Source organism: Tahibacter harae (assembly GCF_024437735.1).
Taxonomy (GTDB): Bacteria; Pseudomonadota; Gammaproteobacteria; order Xanthomonadales; family Rhodanobacteraceae; genus Tahibacter; species Tahibacter harae.
Genome location: NZ_JANFQO010000002.1, coordinates 48,974 through 64,752 on the forward strand (window position 1 = coordinate 48,974; position 15,779 = coordinate 64,752).

Sequence of the window (15,779 nt, forward strand, 5' to 3'; positions counted from 1 at the left end):
TACGGCCTCGCAGCAGCGTGCCAGCCCCGCGATGGCGCCAGTCGCCCGGCGGCGCGGCTGCACTCGCGGCGCTCTTACCGTCCGGCATGGCGCGGTAGCGGATTGCGAACGGAGCGCCGTGGCCCAGGGTTTTACTCCGCCGCGGACGGCCCGGCCACAATGCCCAAGGCAGGACGGGTTCGCCTATGCTCATGGATGCGCCTCCGTTTTCCGTTATCGTGAGGCCACGGCAAGGCGCGGTCTTGATCCTGATCAAGTCCCGCCCAGCGGACCGCACGACGTTGGTGGCAGCCACGCCGCTCCCCGGCCGCCACCACGGTGATGCAAGCGGCACAAGGACGCAGTAACCGGCTGCCGCAGCGAATGCGGTAGCCGCTCATTGCAGGCCTTCTTCACACTGCCGCAGTCGCCCGGTCCTGAAGGCGCAGGCGAAGGACGGCAATGGCGCGATCCAACTGAAACAACCGGAGAAGCCCAAAGGAAGCAGCACAAACACCGCCTGGAGAACCGGATCGACGTGGGCCGCCGGCCGCTTCCCTAGCGTACGTCGAGATAGCCGCCCGGCACGCCGTGCGGCGACAGTACGATTTGCCAGAGCTGCGCCTGCCGCGTGCGGAAGGCGGCGATCGATGCGGCGAGGTAGTAGCGCCACATACGGCGGAATCGTTCGCCATAGTGCGTTTGCAGCGATTCCCACGCAGACTCGAGGTTGTCCCGCCATGCGCACAGCGTGCGTTCGTAGTCAGCGCCGAAATTGTGCCAGTCTTCGATGACGAACAGCCCTTCGAGGGCGCGCGTGATCTGCGCGGCCGACGGCAGCACCGAGTTGGGAAATATGTATTTCTCTATCCAGGGATCCGTGGATACAGCCGACACATTGTTGCCGATGCTATGCAGCAGGAACAGGCCGTCGCCGCGCAAACAGCGTCCGGCCAGCTCAAAATACGTACGATAGTTCTTCACGCCGACGTGCTCGAACATGCCGAGCGAAAACACGGCGTCGTAAGTATCGGTAACATCGCGGTAGTCCTGTACGCGAAATTCCACAGGAAGGCCACGGCAAAGATCGCGCGCATACTCCCCCTGCTCTTTCGAGATCGTGACGCCGACGCCGGAGACACCATAGCGCTCGGCAGCAAATTTCAGGGCTTCGCCCCATCCGCAGCCGATGTCGAGCACGCGCATGCCGGGACTCAAGCGCAGCTTGCGGCAGACGAGATCGAGCTTTGCCTCCTGGGCGGCGTCGAGATTCGAGGCATGGCGCCAGTATCCGCAGCTATACACCATGTAACGCCCGAGCATGGCTCGATACAGGTCGTTGCCGAGGTCGTAGTGCCGCTCGCCGACCTCGAAAGCCCGGTGCTTCCCCTGCAGATTCAGAAGGATCGCCCGTATGCCGACCCACCAGTCGGTCAAGGTGCGCACGTGGCGGTCGAGATGCGCCTCAAGCAGATGTGCAAGAAGCCCCTCGATCGACGCCGCATTCCACCAGCCATCGAGGAACGCTTCTCCGAGCCCCAGCGACCCGCGTGCCAGCACGCGCGGGAAAAAAGCCTCGTTGTGCACCTGGATGTCCCACGCCCGATCGCCGTTGACGCGCACATCGGCACAAGCAAGGATTCGCGCGACACGCTCGTACGAAGTTGCCATGGCGTTTTACCGATGATAGTGGGCAGCGCCCGATCATCCGTGACGCGGTCGCCGGCCAATGACCAGACTGCCGATTCGTCGGTATGCCACCGATGCCGGAGCCGCAATCGGGAATGAGGACAACAAGCCTGGCGTATTCGGCGACCGCGACGCTGGCCTGTATCGGTCCCGGCGTGGAGCTACCTACTGGTGCGGCCGCTTGAGAATAGTGCGGACCATGTGCAGGTTGCGTGCATCGGTTTGATCCATCGCGGTCCCGACCGCTACGCGCCTCAGGACACCGGCGGCCTGTACGATTCCGCGGAGCGCTTCGCCACACTGATGAGGTTGGTGTTCGCGCAACCAGGAACGGCGGCACTTCGCCATCAGCAACTCGTCATCGACGAGGCGCGGTCCGGTGCGGCACGGGCTGCAGGTTTCACGCCCGGCCACCTGATCCGATCCGGCACGGGGCGATGCTCCCCGACAAGAAAGCAATCGCCCCGGTGCCGCAGGCACATGACGCGCCGTTCCCCGCCTGCGGCTTGGTCGATCACGCAAGCTCCCCGCTCGCGATCGGAAATCGGGTCACGTGATCCGCAGCCGGTCGACCACGTTGCGCACGCCGCTGACCGCCCATGCCGCGCTTTCGGCGGCGATGCGCTCGTCCCAGCTGTCCACGTCGCCCGAGAGCGTCACGGTCGTGCCATCCACGACGATGCCGATCCGGTCGGCTTCCAGCCGCGCATGACGCGACAACGCGGTCGCGATGCGCTGCTTCACGTCGGCGGGCTGCACGTGTGGCGCGATCTCGATCTGGTTGAATACACCGACGACGCCGGAAAGCTCGCGCACTGCCTTTTCGGCAGCCGTCCGCTGGTGGTTCCAGCTCACTTCACCGGATAGCGTCACCCAGCCCTCCGACACACGCACCTTGACGGCGTCCTGTGGCACCTGCGTGTTCCACGCAAGAATGTTCACCGCGCGCTGCGCAATCTCGTCGTCGGCCCGGCGCTTGTGGCCGGGCAGGCGCACCTCGATATCCTGGGCGATGCCCCGGACTCCTTTCACGCGCCAGACGGCGCGCTCCGCCGCCATTTTCTGGGGATAAGAGCTGACGTGTCCGCTCAGTGTGACCACGCCGTGCTCGGCCGCAACACCGATGCTCGCCGCATCGATGCTGGGTTCGAATGCCAGTTCGTCGATGACGTTCTGGCGCAGTTGTTTGTCGTCCATCAGGGTTCTCCGGAGTTTGGACCCGTGTTCGCCATTCGCCGGGCCGACGCTACGGTGCGGCCGCGGCGACGGCCTCACGTCACTGCGATGCGGCGCGCGTCGCCATTGCGCTTCTTCGGCACGGTCAGCGTCAGCACGCCGTTGGCATAGTGCGCCTCGGCTTTCGTGCCCTCGAGTTCGTCCGGAAGCGTGAAGGCGCGGTAAGCCTTGCCGTAGTAGCTCTCGACGCAGATCTCCTGCTCGCCTTCGTGCTTCTCCTCGCGCTTGAACTCGGCACTGATGGAGACTTGGTTGCCTTGCACCGAGATGTCGATATCCTTCTTGTCGACACCCGGGAGCTGCGCCTTGACGACGTACGACTTTTCTTTCTCGGTGACATCCACCGGAATGCTGGCAGCGTCGAAGTCTCGCGGCAGCAGGCGTCCGCCCAGGCCGCGGAACAGGTCTTCGAAGCTTGAGGAAGGGTCGATCCGCGCAAGGTTCTTGAACGGACTCCAGCGGCTCAGTGCATTCATGGCATTCTCCCAATATGGTAGGGGGGGGGCCGCCTGCCGGCCGCGCCGCGCCGCGCTATTGCATCGCGGACTATCGCCGGTCCCGGAAGACGGCAAAAAAAGCCTACGCCACGCCCTGGGCGGGGGAATTGACCTGGATCAAGGAATTTTTGGGCGTGCCCGCATTGAGTGACGCGCGTCGGCCTTGTTCGCTGGACGATGATAAGGTCCGCGTCGAGCATCTGCCCGACTTCGACGGCGATCCGGTCCCGCGCCGAAACGCGCGACGTGCTCGCGCATCGCTCCCGCTGCACTGATTGATCTTCGCGAATACCGTCACTCACACCACGAACGCGAGCGACATTTCAGTGCCGCTCGCTCCGACGGCGCAGCACCAGCTCAAGGCCATACAGCAAGCCAATGCCGGCGACTTGATGCGGATCAATGCGGCGGGAATCGTGCGGCTTAGCATCCGGATGAAACTTCAAGGTCGTGGTCGACTCGGGCCGTTGCCCGGACTTCCACGATCACGATGGTTTCCGCAACGCAGAGCAGATGGGTCGTAACCACACTGACCGGAGAATTGCCATGTTCACGCACGTGTTGCTGCCAACCGACGGATCGGCCCAGTCCACTGCAGCCGTCGAGTGCGGCCTTCGCCTGGCCAAGGCGTTGAATGCCCGCGCGACGGTGTTCAACGCGCAGCCCGAATTCCATGTTTTCACGGTGCGGGCGGAGTTGCTCGAAGACAGTCGCGAAGAATGCGTCAAGCACGCTACGGCCAAGGCCGACACTTGCCTGGGCGACGCCCGCGCCGTCGCGAAGAGGCTGGGGTTTGCCTGCGACGTGGAGTTCGTGCTGAGCGACCAGGTGTATTCCGCCATCATCGCTGCGGCGCAGAAGCACGGCTGCGACCTGATCGTCATGGCCTCCCACGGCAGGCGGGGAATGCAGGCCCTGCTCCTCGGCAGCGAAACACATAAAGTGCTGACCCACGGCGACATTCCCGTTCTGGTGTACCCGGCCGCGAAACAGCGCGTGTCCTTCGGCCCGGCAGCCGAAGCGATCAATCCGTGATCGTCAGCGTCCGCGTTTCCTTCATCGACCCGGATTTCTACAGCGCCCTCGATCACCACACTCTTGTCCAGGGTCATTCTCATGTCGTGGCTCCGGCGGACACGCGAGCGTGTCGGCGGCGAGCGATGACGCCGAGAACCGGCCGCTGATGCTTCAGCGTAACGGCGTGACGAACCGCTTCGCCTACGCGCCGGCCGGCATGCGCTACCGCGGGCAGTCTGATGAAGCAGCCAAACGGCCAGTGGACGGACGACCAAGCAGCAGCGCGGTTCCTGCCGGACAACATGCACCTGGCCAAGAACGGACCAGTGACGATTCCGCTGCCCGAAGGTCTTCCCGCGCGCCTCGTGCACGGTGACGGCACCTTTGGAACGCCGATTCCCGCGGACGGCGTCACCACGTTTGCGGGAATCAGCCTCATTTCCGGCTTCGGCATACGGGCTCGGTTCTTGGGCTTGCACGGCCGACTGGAACGCCGCTGCGACAATCGGCCTGAATCGTCCAGGGGCTTGTAGACATCTCCGCGCCATTCGCAATTTCCGCAACGGAGATGGCGATGAGCGCCGCCTGGGGATCGCGACTTGCCGCCTTTGCAGTTGGGATCCGAAAGCCAGGAAAGCCGCCTGGAGCGACCAAGCTGAGGTCAACCAGAACGCCGAGGCCTGACGCCTCGAGGCGGAACTCAAGCGCGTCACCGCGGAAAGGGGCATCGCCCGCACGGATGGCATGGCGCGGCATCGGCCAGACGGACTTACTCCTCGTCCGGCCCTCATACAGTATCGCCACGTGCCGCAAGCGTCGCCAGGAGGCCGTCGTCGGCGCGGAGCCCGGCGAACGGCACCACGCTACCCGGGGGTTCGGTCTGCTGGGTGTCGTGCCGCAGCTTCGCCGGCTGGCTGTTCGCCACTTCTGCGCTTGGCAAGCAGCGCCGATGTTCTGGAACATGTGGGCAGAATTCGACTGAAATATCAACGACGTGGCGGATCCCGGCTTCTCTCGCGACATCAGTGCAGTTGAGCTTCGGCCAGGCTTGCCCGTAGGCTGAACAGGTCGCATGGCAGGTCAGCGAACTCAGTCGTTTGTATCACAGGCGGCCTTTCACCCAGCGTCCTTGCTCTGACCTGGCGACCTGTGATCGAGTCTTGCCCTTGTTTTGGTTTCCGCCAGGACGCTGCGACGCGCGCGCCTCCCCAGCCCCCGAAGAGAGAAACACTGTATGACTCGCAGAGCTTGCCGCAACCTTGTCGCTTTCGGCGCGATCGGTCTTTTCGCTTTTCCACCGGCCGGTGTCTCGGCATCCCGGGAGCCTGTGGCCGTCCGAACGAATTTTTCGGTCACGACGACCAGCGACAGCGGTGCCGGCAGCCTGCGCCAGGCCATACTCGATGCGAACGCCGACGTGGGCGGCCCGCACGCGATCACCTTCGCAGTGACCGGCACGATCACGCTGGCGAGTTCGCTGCCGGCCGTCACCCGGCCGCTGACGATCACGGGGCCCGGTGTCGACCAGCTGACAATCACGGGCAACAACACCTTCGGGATATTCACCGTACAGAGTTCGCTGACCATATCCGATGCCACGATACGCGGAGGGTTCAGCCCGAACGCGGCCTTCGGCGGCGCATTCCATGTCGGCGGCACCTTGAACGCCAACCGCTGCCTGATCCGCGACAACACCTCCGGCGCCGGCGGCGTCGGCAGCGGCATTGCCGTCATCAGCGGTTCGGCGACCATCGCGAACAGCCTCTTCACCAACAATGCCGGCGTGAGCGTGATCCATAGCGGCAGCCTGACGCTGAACAACACGACGCTCAGCCACAATGCCGGCCAGGCCGTGTACTTCTTTCCCGACATCGGGCCTGTGTCTGTCACGCTGCAGAACACGACGATCGCGGACCAGAGCAACGCCCTACTGTTCGATGGGCGCTTCGGTCCGATGACGCTGACGATCGGCAATACGATACTCGCCAGTACCATTCAGAATGCGCTGACCGTCGGCACCACCGTGCCGACGCTCGTGTCGCTCGGCGGCAATATCAGCAACGACAACACGCTCGCGCTCGCCGGCCCGGGCGATGTGCTCGGCACTAACCCGGTGCTCGCACCGCTCGGCAACTACGGCGGTACGATTCCGACGCACGCGCTGCTCCCGGGCAGCCCGGCCATCGACCACGGTGTCGCGGCCGGCGCGCCGGCGCTGGATCAGCGCGGTATCGCGCGGCCGCAGCTGGCGGGTATCGACACGGGGGCCTACGAATCGCGCGGATTCACCCTCGCCATCAGCGGTGGCGGCAGCCAGAGTGCAGTGGTGAACACGACGTTCGCCAATCCGCTGTCGGTGGCGCTCGCCGCGAATGCGGCTGGCGAGCCGGTGGATGGCGGCCGGGTCAGTTTCGCCGCGCCGGTCAGCGGTGCCAGTTCGAGCCTTGCTCCGAATCCCGCGACGATCAGTGCCGGCGTCGCGGGCACGACGGCAACGGCGAACGGCACCGTCGGCACCTATACGGTCGTCGCGAGCAGCGCCGGTACGCCGGGCCCGGTGAACTTCGCGCTGGAGAACATGACCACGCCGGTGACGCTGCAAGCCTTCGATGTGGAATGAGGCCGGTTCGCGCAAAACCGGCCCCTGCCCGGTCAATGCACCGGTTCGCGGCCGCCGGGAAAGCCTGCTTCCGGCCAGGCCTGCGGTACGCGGCGCACGTCTTCGGGCGCATAGCCCAGGGCGAGCAATCGCGACAGCAAGGCCTCGTAGCGTTCCGGCGGCAGCGTCGGCGTGCGCGCCATGATCCAGGCATAGTCGCGCTTGCTGCGTGCGACGATGGTTTCCTGGTAGTCGGCGTCGACGTAGGCGATCACGTATTCGGCGCGGATCGGCCAGATGAACTGCATGCCCCAAACGGCGTTGCCGCTGCCCTGCTCCGCCCATCCCTTGGGCCGCATCACCTTGAGGGGGCCGTCCGGCGTCTTGCGGTAGCGGAAGGTCGTGCGGATGGTGCCATCGCTGTCGAGTACGTAGCTTTCGATGGCGTTGTGCGCATGCCGCTCGGGCCAGCTGGGCACGTGCGCGATGACGTACCAGTCCCCCATGAAGCGTGGCAGGTCGACCGATTCCATGCGCGGCAGCACCGGGTTCGCCGCACAGGCGGTGAGCATCAGCGGGATCGCGGCGAACAGACCGCCGCGCAGGCTCATGACACGCTCCGGCGGACGAAGCGATAGTGCGCCACCATCCATTCGCCCCCGCCGTCGTAGCCGAAAAGTTCGGCGCAGGCCATCCAGAACAGACGCCAGCGGTGGAACCAGAGCGCCGCAGCCGCGCCGTAGGTCTGCTGCAGCACGGGCATGAGTACTTCGCGGTGGCGGTCCTGCCCCGCCAGCCAGTGGTTGGCCGTACGCGCGTAGTGCGTGCCGTCCACGAGCCAGCGCTGCTCCAGCGCCAGATTGTCCTGGAACCAGGCCAGCGTATCGGCCGAGGGCATGAGGCCGCCGGTGAAGAAATGCCGGCCCATCCAGTTGTCCTCGCCCTGGGTCTCGAACGGATAGGCAAGCGTGCGATGGCAGAAAATGTGGACGAAGAGACTTCCCTGCGGCCGCAGCCACCGCGCGATGCGGGACAGCAGCACCGCGTAATTGCGCAGGTGCTCGAACATCTCGATGGAGATGCAGCGGTCGAACGCCGCCGCTTCCAGTTCCAGCCGGTTTACGTCGCAGGTGACCACGCGCACGTTGGCCAGACCGCGTTCGGCACAGCGCGCCTGGATGAATTCGCGCTGCGACTGCGAGTTCGATACGGCGACGATGCGCGATTGTGGAAAGCGTTCGGCCAAGTACAGCGTCAGCGAACCCCAGCCGCAGCCCAATTCGAGAATATCCTGGCCATCGGCAAGTTCCGCGCGCTGCACGTAGAGTTCGAGCATGGCGACTTCGGCCTGGGCCAACGTCTCGCGTCCCGTCGGGTAGTAGCAGGATGAATACTTCAGGCGCGGCCCCAGGCAATGCTGGAAGAACGCCGGCGGCAACTCGTAGTGCTGGCGGTTGGCCGCATCGGTGTGCAGGGCGATGACGCTGTGTGACAGGCTCTGGCGTAACCTGCTGAAACGCGCTTCCTGCGCTTCAGGACCGCCGGCGGATTCCTCGTACAGACGCTGCCGGCACAACTGGCGTATGCCGAACCGCAGCAGCACATCGGGCAGCCAGCCGCGCTCGGCCAGGCCGACAAGTCCAGGCGCCGCACGATCGGTGTCGCGTTCAGCAGTCACAATCTCGGTATTCATCGGTCGCTCCGGGGAAACCAGGGAAACAGCATCGGCGTGCGGCGCATGTAATCGCGGTAGTCATCGCCGCGCGTGCGCAAGGCCTGCGCCTCAGTGAAGGGAATGCCGCTGAGCCAGCGCAGGAACACGAACATCACCAGCGGCCCGAACCACGCCAGCGCCCAGCGCGGCGAACCCCAGGCCAGCGCGACATAGGCAAACCAGTGCAGCCACTCGAAGAAGTAGTTCGGGTGGCGCGAATAGCGCCAGAGTCCGTCACGGCAGGTGCGTCCGCGGTTGGCGGGATCGTGGCGGAAGCGGCGCAGCTGCGCATCGGCGATCGACTCGCCGGCGACACCGGCCAGCCAGATCAGCAGGCCCGCGATCCACGCCGGATGTACCTGGTCGATGGGACTGCCTGCCACCGCCGCGAACGGCAGGGCGAACAGCACGATGAGGAAGGCCTGGAACTGGAAGAATGCGAACCAGCGCCAGTCCGAATCGCCCCACAGCGTGCGCAGGTAGGCGTAGCGCCCGTCTTCGGTCTCTGCGCGTACACGCCGCCACAAATGCCGCGCCAGGCGCAGTCCCCACGCGGCGCCAAGCAGCGCCAGCGTCACCCGCGACCAGGCCGCGCCCTCGCCCAGCGCGGCCAGTACCACCGCCGCGCCGCCGACGCCCGCGGCCCAGATGGCATCCACGATGCCGGCATTGCGCCGCTTGCGCTGCCAAAGCCAGCCCGCGCTCTGCGCAAGCGCGGCGAGCAGCCAGATCAATGCCAATTGCACAAGAACATTCATGGACGAATACCTTCCATGCGATGGTGCGTGTGCGCAAACCCGCGCGCCACGCTCGCGAGCAGCGGCAGCGCCACGCTCCAGGCCAGCGCCAGCACGGCCAGGCCGCGCCAGGCCGGTTGCGGGAACGCGACGGCGCCCAGCTGCGCGGCCGACCAGTAGGCCAGCGGACCACCGGCGGCAGCCACGAGCGCGCTGGCGCCGAGATGGCGTTGCGCCAGCACGAACGAATGGTTCAGCGTAAGTCCGAACGCGGCCCAGATCGCGAGCAGCCACGCCGGCGGCCACGGCGGCGACGCGGCTGCATACCGCGCCAGATCCAGCAGCGACAGGCCGCCGTCCAGCGCGAACCCGGCCGCGATGGCGAGCAGCGCCAGACGCGCGTCCGCGCGGCGCTGCGTCGAAACCAGCAATTGCACACTGCCCAGCAGCAGCACCGCCATCGGTCCCAGCCATGTCCATCCGCGCGCCGCGCCGAGCACCGCGGCAAACCAGACCAGCTGGTAACCAAGAAAGTTGAAGACCTTACGCATCGGCCTCGCAACCCGGCAGGAACTCGGCAGCGCGGCATTGCGGTCCGGCCAGCAGCAGCTGCGCCACGCCGATGGAGCGTTCGCGGAAACCGCCTTCGCAATAGGCGAGGTAGAAGGTCCACAGGCGGATGAACGCCTCGTCGAAGCCCTGCGCCAGAACCGCGTCGCGCTGGGCGAGGAAGCGCTCGCGCCAAATCTGCAGCGTGCGCGCGTAGGAGCTGCCGAAATCTTCCAGCTGGACCAGGGCCAGTTCGCAGGCCGCCGTCTTGGCCGACAGCAGCGCCGCAATCGACGGAATGAAGGCGCCGGGAAACACGAAGCGCTTGATGTAATCGACCGCGCGCAGCGCCTGGGCATAGCGGTGGTCCTCGATGGTGATGGCCTGGACCAGGGCCAGGCCGTCGGGTTTCAGCAGCCTGCCGATGGTGCGGAAATACGCGGGCAGATTGGCCGCGCCGATCGCTTCCACCATCTCGATCGAGACGAGCTTGTCGTAGCAGCCGTCGAGATCGCGGAAGTCCTTCCTGAGTACGGTAATGCGGTCCTGCAGGCCGGCCTCCGCCACGCGCTGGCTGGCCAGGGCGAACTGCTCCTGCGAGATCGTGGTCGTGGTCACGCGGCAACCGTAGTGGCGCGCCGCGTGCAGCGCGAAGCCGCCCCAGCCGGTTCCGATCTCCACGACGTGGTCGCCTGCCGACAGGCGCAGCTTGGCGGCGATGCGGTCGAGCTTGCGCGCCGAAGCGGCTTCCAGCGTGTCGTCCTCGCCGGCGAACAGCGCCGAGGAATACATCAGGTCCGGCGACAGGAACAGGCGGAAGAAGGCGTTGCCGAGGTCATAGTGCGCCGCGATGTTGCGCCGTGCACCGTCGCGCGTGTTCGGCCGCAGCGCATGCCAGCCGCGCAGCAGCCAGCCGCCCAGCGCGGCGAGACCGCCTTCCATGCCGTCGAGCAGGTCGCGGTTGCGCACCAGCAGCCGCACCAGGCCGACGAGGTCGTCGCAGCGCCAGTGACCGTGGATGAAGGCTTCCCCTGCCCCCACGCTGCCATAGGCCGCCACCGCCCGGTAGAAAGACGGATGTTCGACCCACAGCGCAATCGCCCCACCCTGCCCGCTGCCGCAACGCCGTACTCCAAGATCGTCTTCGAGCAGCACAGCGCCATGCTGCAGACGGCTCATCTGCGCGAGCAGACGGGTGCGCAGCCAGCGGTCCAGAGCGCTCCAGCGGGCGGTGGCCGCCGTGCCGGGCAGCGAGTCGATCGATGAATTCATGGGCGGTTTCCTTGCACGTGAGGATGAAACGGTGCGCGCTTGAGCCAGAGCCGCAGCGCCTGCCAGTGGATGGCGCCGATGACCTGGGCTGTCATCAATGGATAGCGCCAGAGCACGCGCGCGAGCGAGGCGCCGCCGAGCGGACGGCGCTGCAGGTCCAGGCTGGCGTCGAACACGCGGCGGTCTTCGCGATAAAGGTCCATGTGCACGTGCAGGTCGCCGGCGGGCACGGTGAAGCGCCAGCAGTAGTCCAGGTCCATGGCCTGGAAGGGCGAGACATGGAACTGTTTGGCGAACGACCATTGCAGCGCGCGGCCGCGCCGGTGGGCCGCGTCGACGGGCAACACGTAGCTGTGCCGTTCGCCCCAGGGCGTGTTGGTGATCTCGGCCAGCACGAATTCGAGTTCGTCCGTGCCGGCGGCGAAGCCGTAATAGAAGCTGACCGGGTTGAACACATAGCCGGCGTAGCGCAGGTGCGCAAGCAGGCGTATCGGCCCGGACGGTCGCCGGCCGGTTTCGGCTTCGACGCGATCGCGCACGGCCTCGGCCAGCGGGCGATCGTGCGGCGCGAGGTAGTCGCTGCGGCGGAATTCGGCGACATTGCGCCGATCGACCGACCAGAACCAGCGGCCGGCGAGCACGCGCTCGATCTCGTCCAGGTCCAGATACAGCTGTGCGATGCGGTAACGAAACACGTGCGGGCATTCGCCGTGACGGCGATGCCGCACCACGCCTTCGTAGATGGCGCTGGACCATTCCGCCGCTGTATTCATGCCGCCGCCCTGTTCGCCGCCGCGGCGTTCCAGTTCACGCCCAGTTCGCGCACGACCTCGACCGCACTGCGCATGCCGTCTTCGTGGAATCCCCAGCCCCAGTAGGCGCCGGCGAACCACGTGTGGCGGCGGCCCTGGATCTCCGCCTTGCGCGCCTGCGCCGCGACCGAGGCGTGGCTGTACACCGGATGGGCATACCGGCGCCGCGCCAGGATGGCGCCGGGATCGATAGCCTCGGTGCGGTTCAGTGTGACCACGAACGGCAGGGGCGAAGTCACGCCTTGCAGCAGGTTCATGCAGTAGCTGACCGAGCACGGCGCACCGGGCTCGGCCGGCACGTAGGCGTTCCACGCTGCCCAGGCCTTGCGCGAGCGCGGCAGCATGCGCGCGTCGGTATGCAGTACAACTTCGTTGGGCTGATAGGCGATGGCGCCAAGGATCTCGCGTTCGCGCGTATCCGCGTCGCGCAGCAAGGCCAGGGCCTGGTCGCTGTGGCAGGCGAGTATGGCGGCATCGAAGCGTTCGCTGCCGCCCGGCAATACCACTTCGGCGCCACGCTCGTCGCGGCGCAGGCCAAGCACCGGCGTGGCGGTGCGCACCGTTGCCTGCCAGCGCGCCTGCAGCGCCTGGACGTAGCGCTGCGAACCGCCGCATACCACGCGCCATTGCGGACGCCCGGCTACCTGCAGCATGCGGTGGTGGGCCATGAATTGCACCAGATAGCGCGCCGGAAACGACAGGATCTGCTGCGCCGGGCTGGACCACAGCGCGCTGGCCATGGGCACGAGGTGATCGTCGCGGAAAGCCGTACCGTAGCGGTGTTCGGCCAGGTAGTCGCCCAGCGTGGGGCCTGCACCCGGCGCGTCGAGCAAGGCTCCGGCGCTGCGATAGAAGCGGCGCAGATCGGCCAGCAGGCCCCAGAAACGCGGCGACAGCAGATTGCGCCGCTGGCAGAACAGGCCGGACAGCGAGGCGGCGTTGTATTCCAGGCCGGTGGCGGCGTTGTGCACCGAAAAGCTCATGGTCGTGGCCTGCGTGGCCACTCCGAGTTCGGCGAACAACGCACTCAACAGAGGGTAGTTTTCCGCATTGTGGACGATGAAGCCCGTATCGATACGGTAGACGCAGCCGCCCTGCTCCACGGTGTGCGTATCCGTATGGCCTCCCAGGCGCTCGTCGGCCTCGAACAGCACCACCTCGTGCGTGCGCGACAGCAGATAAGCGCAAGCCAGCCCCGAGATGCCGGACCCGATGACTGCGATGCGCATGCTCACCTCCGCGCCTTGGCCAGCACCCAGGCCGGCACGGGCTTGAGGTCGTGCACGAGCCCGGCCAGGGCGAGCAGGCGCAGGCCATACCAGCTCAGATCGACTTCCCACCAGCGGAAGCCTTGCCGTGCCGTGCCCGGAAAGAAGTGATGGTTGTTGTGCCAGCCCTCGCCGAACGTCAGCAGCGCCAGCCAGACGTTGTTGCGGCTGTCGTCGGCCGTGTCGAAGCGGCGCGAACCGAAGCGGTGGGCAAGCGAGTTGATGGTGACGGTGGCGTGGAACAGCACGACCGTGGAGATGGCGAACCCCCAGACCAGCAGTTGTGGCCCGCTGGTTTCAAGCCCCGGCGCCCAGCGCTGCAGCGCCCAGCCCAGGCCGTACAGCGCGGCTGCCAGTGCGACGGGCACGGCGCTGTCGTAGCGGTCCAGCCAGCGCAGTTCCGGGAAAACGGCGAGGTCGCGCACGCGCGACAGGTCGGTGGCGAAGGCGCGCGGGGTCAGGAACCAGCCGGCATGGCTCCAGAGAAACCCGTGGACACGCGGCGCATGCGGGTCGGCGGGCGTATCCGCATGACGATGGTGGTGGCGGTGATGCGCCGCCCACCACAGCGGGCCGCGCTGCACGCAGGCTGCGCCGATCACGGCAAACACGAACTGCACGGCGCGCGAGGTGCGGAACGTGCGGTGGGAGAAATAGCGGTGGTAGAACGCTGTCAGCGCAAACATGCGCACCGCGTAGAGCACGACCGCGACCACCACTGCCGTCACCGAGACGCCGACCGCCAACACACCCAGGCAGGCCAGGTGCAGGCCGATGAAGGGCGCCGCCCGCAGCCAGTCGATGCGGTCCGCGTCCACCGCAACGGTGGACGCGGCGGCCGCGTCGAACCACGCGCGCAGCGACGCTGCCGCCGCCGTCCATCGCTTCGCCGTTGTGTGCATACGCCGTTCCGGTCAGGGAGATACCGGAACTACGCAGCTCAGTGCGGTTTGGATTCAGCGCCCGATCAAATTGATTGAATGTTGCCGCTGGCCACGACGGGCCCGTTCGGCGCGCGATGCGGTATGCCGGCCTGCTCCTCCAGCGTCACGGCCAGCGTCGCGCCCGAGGCCACGATGGCACGCAGCGCGGGCGGTACCTCGATCGTGTGCGCCTTTTCGTTGGACAGGAAACCCAGTGACTGCGGCGCACCGCCGGCCGGGATGATCCACAGCTCGTGCACGCGGCCCGACGGATCGGCCGGCGTTGGCACCGGCACCATCAGCACCTTGCCCTGGGTCGCGTCGATGCGTGCGATCCAGCCGGTGGCGCCGCCTTCGCGTGCGAGCACGGTGACCGGCTTCGCAGCCTGTTCCTCGGCCACCGGCGGTACCGGCGCGGGCGTGCGCGCAACCAGCACGGCCACGGCGGCAAGGCCCGCTGCCGCGGCCAGACCGGCCATGCCGCGCCAGAACCTGGCGTTGTCCCAAAGCGTGCGCGGCACCGGCTGCGCGGCGTCCCAGCCCAGGCGCGAACGGATACGCGGCCAGACATGCGGCGACGGCTGTTCCGGCGGCGCCTGGACCAGCCACGGCGCGAAGCGTCGCTCCCAATCGTCGACCCGCTGCGCAAACGGCCGGTCCCGCGCAATGCGAACTTGCGCCTTGTGGCGTTCCTCGGTGTTCAGCAGGCCGGCCACGTATTCGGCCGCGCGCACATCGTCGCTGGGCGGCAGGGCGCCGTTGTCGTCGGGGGATGGATCGCGGGGCGTATTCATGATTCCAGGCACGCACGCAATTGCAGCAGGCCACGCCGGATCCAGCTCTTGATCGACCCCAGCGGCGAGCCGGTGCGCTGGGCCAGATCTTCATACGTAGCGCCCTCGAAGAAGGCCGTGCGGATCAGGGTGCGCCGCCGCGCGTCGAGCTGGCCCAGGCACCGGTCGAGTTGGGAGCGCTCGCTGTCCGCTTCGGCGCGTGCCCCGGGGGTGGCCTCGGGATCGGACTCCAGCTCGGCCAGTTCGATCGTCTGGCGCGACGCCAGGGCCGGCGTCGCCCGCAGGCGGTCGATAGCGCGATGGCGCGCAATAGCGGCGAGCCAGGTCATAGCCGACGATTTCTCCGGCGAGAACTGCGGCGCCTTGCGCCAGACGGCCACATAGACGTCTTGCAGCACATCCTCGGCCTCGGCGCGATCGGGCAGCACGCGCAGGCAGACCCCGAGCAGGCGTGCCGCTGTCGCCTGGTAAAGCTGCTCGAACGCCGCCCGGTCCCCGTCGGCAACGCGCCGCAGCCAGGCCTGCTCAGGCCCGTCGACGACACCTTCCTCCTGCGCGATGGCCTGCATCGGGTCGCATCCCTGAAAGTTGATTTTCCCGCAACGGAACACGCGGCCCCGCGGAGCCGGACGGCGCGGCGGGCCGGATCGTGCTGGGACGCACGTGGCGGATTCGTGAATAAAGGCGTGCAAA

The 15,779-nt window shown here is 66.8% G+C and carries 16 protein-coding genes; 3 read left to right on the plus strand and 13 right to left on the minus strand.

Translation table 11 applies throughout. The features are described from left to right. Nucleotides 1-537: 537 nt before the first annotated feature. The 3 genes from cfa to NM961_RS02125 form a co-directional block, all read right to left on the minus strand. Nucleotides 538-1,650, minus strand: coding sequence for a cyclopropane fatty acyl phospholipid synthase (gene cfa, locus NM961_RS02115; protein ID WP_255910717.1), 1,113 nt, complete (start codon nt 1,648-1,650; stop codon nt 538-540). Between the two features lie 567 nt (nt 1,651-2,217). Beyond that, complete coding sequence (locus tag NM961_RS02120) at nt 2,218-2,865, minus strand: BON domain-containing protein (protein WP_255910719.1); 648 nt, start codon at nt 2,863-2,865, stop codon at nt 2,218-2,220. Between the two features lie 74 nt (nt 2,866-2,939). Then, the gene (locus NM961_RS02125) at nt 2,940-3,380 is read right to left on the minus strand and encodes an Hsp20/alpha crystallin family protein (protein ID WP_255910721.1); all 441 of its coding nucleotides are present in this window, start codon (nt 3,378-3,380) and stop codon (nt 2,940-2,942) included. A gap of 567 nt (nt 3,381-3,947) precedes the next feature. On the opposite strand from NM961_RS02125, the gene NM961_RS02130 reads away from it, so the two are divergent. The 3 genes from NM961_RS02130 (at nt 3,948) to NM961_RS24090 (ending at nt 7,038) form a co-directional block, all read left to right on the plus strand. Continuing rightward, nucleotides 3,948-4,436, plus strand: coding sequence for a universal stress protein (locus NM961_RS02130; RefSeq protein WP_255910723.1), 489 nt, complete (start codon nt 3,948-3,950; stop codon nt 4,434-4,436). Between the two features lie 221 nt (nt 4,437-4,657). Beyond that, nucleotides 4,658-4,951, plus strand: a complete 294-nt coding sequence (locus tag NM961_RS02135) for a hypothetical protein (protein WP_255910725.1) — start codon at nt 4,658-4,660, stop codon at nt 4,949-4,951. Nucleotides 4,952-5,835: 884 nt separating this feature from the next. Further along, complete coding sequence (locus NM961_RS24090) at nt 5,836-7,038, plus strand: choice-of-anchor Q domain-containing protein (protein WP_255910727.1); 1,203 nt, start codon at nt 5,836-5,838, stop codon at nt 7,036-7,038. Between the two features lie 32 nt (nt 7,039-7,070). Here the strand turns inward: NM961_RS24090 and NM961_RS02145 are convergent, their stop codons facing one another. The 10 genes from NM961_RS02145 to NM961_RS02190 all read right to left on the minus strand — a co-directional run bounded on the left by NM961_RS02145 (nt 7,071) and on the right by NM961_RS02190 (nt 15,655). Beyond that, nucleotides 7,071-7,622: a lipocalin family protein gene (locus NM961_RS02145; RefSeq protein ID WP_255911308.1), complete on the minus strand. Its 552-nt coding sequence runs from the start codon at nt 7,620-7,622 to the stop codon at nt 7,071-7,073. A gap of 2 nt (nt 7,623-7,624) precedes the next feature. Further along, entirely contained in the window at nt 7,625-8,710 is a 1,086-nt protein-coding gene (locus NM961_RS02150) for an SAM-dependent methyltransferase (protein WP_255910729.1), read from the minus strand. After that, the gene (locus tag NM961_RS02155; protein WP_255910731.1) at nt 8,707-9,489 is read right to left on the minus strand and encodes a DUF1295 domain-containing protein; all 783 of its coding nucleotides are present in this window, start codon (nt 9,487-9,489) and stop codon (nt 8,707-8,709) included. The genes NM961_RS02150 and NM961_RS02155 overlap by 4 nt, the downstream gene beginning before the upstream one ends. Continuing rightward, a complete protein-coding gene (locus NM961_RS02160; RefSeq protein WP_255910733.1) occupies nt 9,486-10,019 on the minus strand; it encodes a DUF2878 domain-containing protein in 534 nt (177 codons plus the stop codon). Before NM961_RS02160 ends, NM961_RS02155 begins: the two co-directional genes overlap by 4 nt. After that, nucleotides 10,012-11,289, minus strand: a complete 1,278-nt coding sequence (locus NM961_RS02165) for an SAM-dependent methyltransferase (RefSeq protein ID WP_255910735.1) — start codon at nt 11,287-11,289, stop codon at nt 10,012-10,014. Before NM961_RS02165 ends, NM961_RS02160 begins: the two co-directional genes overlap by 8 nt. After that, nucleotides 11,286-12,062 carry a DUF1365 domain-containing protein gene (locus NM961_RS02170; protein ID WP_255910737.1) on the minus strand — a complete coding sequence of 259 codons (777 nt, stop codon included), beginning with the start codon at nt 12,060-12,062 and terminating at the stop codon, nt 11,286-11,288. The genes NM961_RS02165 and NM961_RS02170 overlap by 4 nt, the downstream gene beginning before the upstream one ends. Further along, nucleotides 12,059-13,330, minus strand: coding sequence for an NAD(P)/FAD-dependent oxidoreductase (locus tag NM961_RS02175; protein ID WP_255910739.1), 1,272 nt, complete (start codon nt 13,328-13,330; stop codon nt 12,059-12,061). The genes NM961_RS02170 and NM961_RS02175 overlap by 4 nt, the downstream gene beginning before the upstream one ends. A 2-nt stretch (nt 13,331-13,332) precedes the next feature. Next, nucleotides 13,333-14,271 carry an acyl-CoA desaturase gene (locus NM961_RS02180; RefSeq protein WP_255910741.1) on the minus strand — a complete coding sequence of 313 codons (939 nt, stop codon included), beginning with the start codon at nt 14,269-14,271 and terminating at the stop codon, nt 13,333-13,335. 65 nt (nt 14,272-14,336) lie between these two features. Then, complete coding sequence (locus NM961_RS02185; protein ID WP_255910744.1) at nt 14,337-15,086, minus strand: anti-sigma factor; 750 nt, start codon at nt 15,084-15,086, stop codon at nt 14,337-14,339. After that, on the minus strand, nt 15,083-15,655 hold the full coding sequence (locus NM961_RS02190) for a sigma-70 family RNA polymerase sigma factor (protein ID WP_255910746.1): 573 nt from the start codon (nt 15,653-15,655) through the stop codon (nt 15,083-15,085). The genes NM961_RS02185 and NM961_RS02190 overlap by 4 nt, the downstream gene beginning before the upstream one ends. Nucleotides 15,656-15,779: the final 124 nt, after the last annotated feature.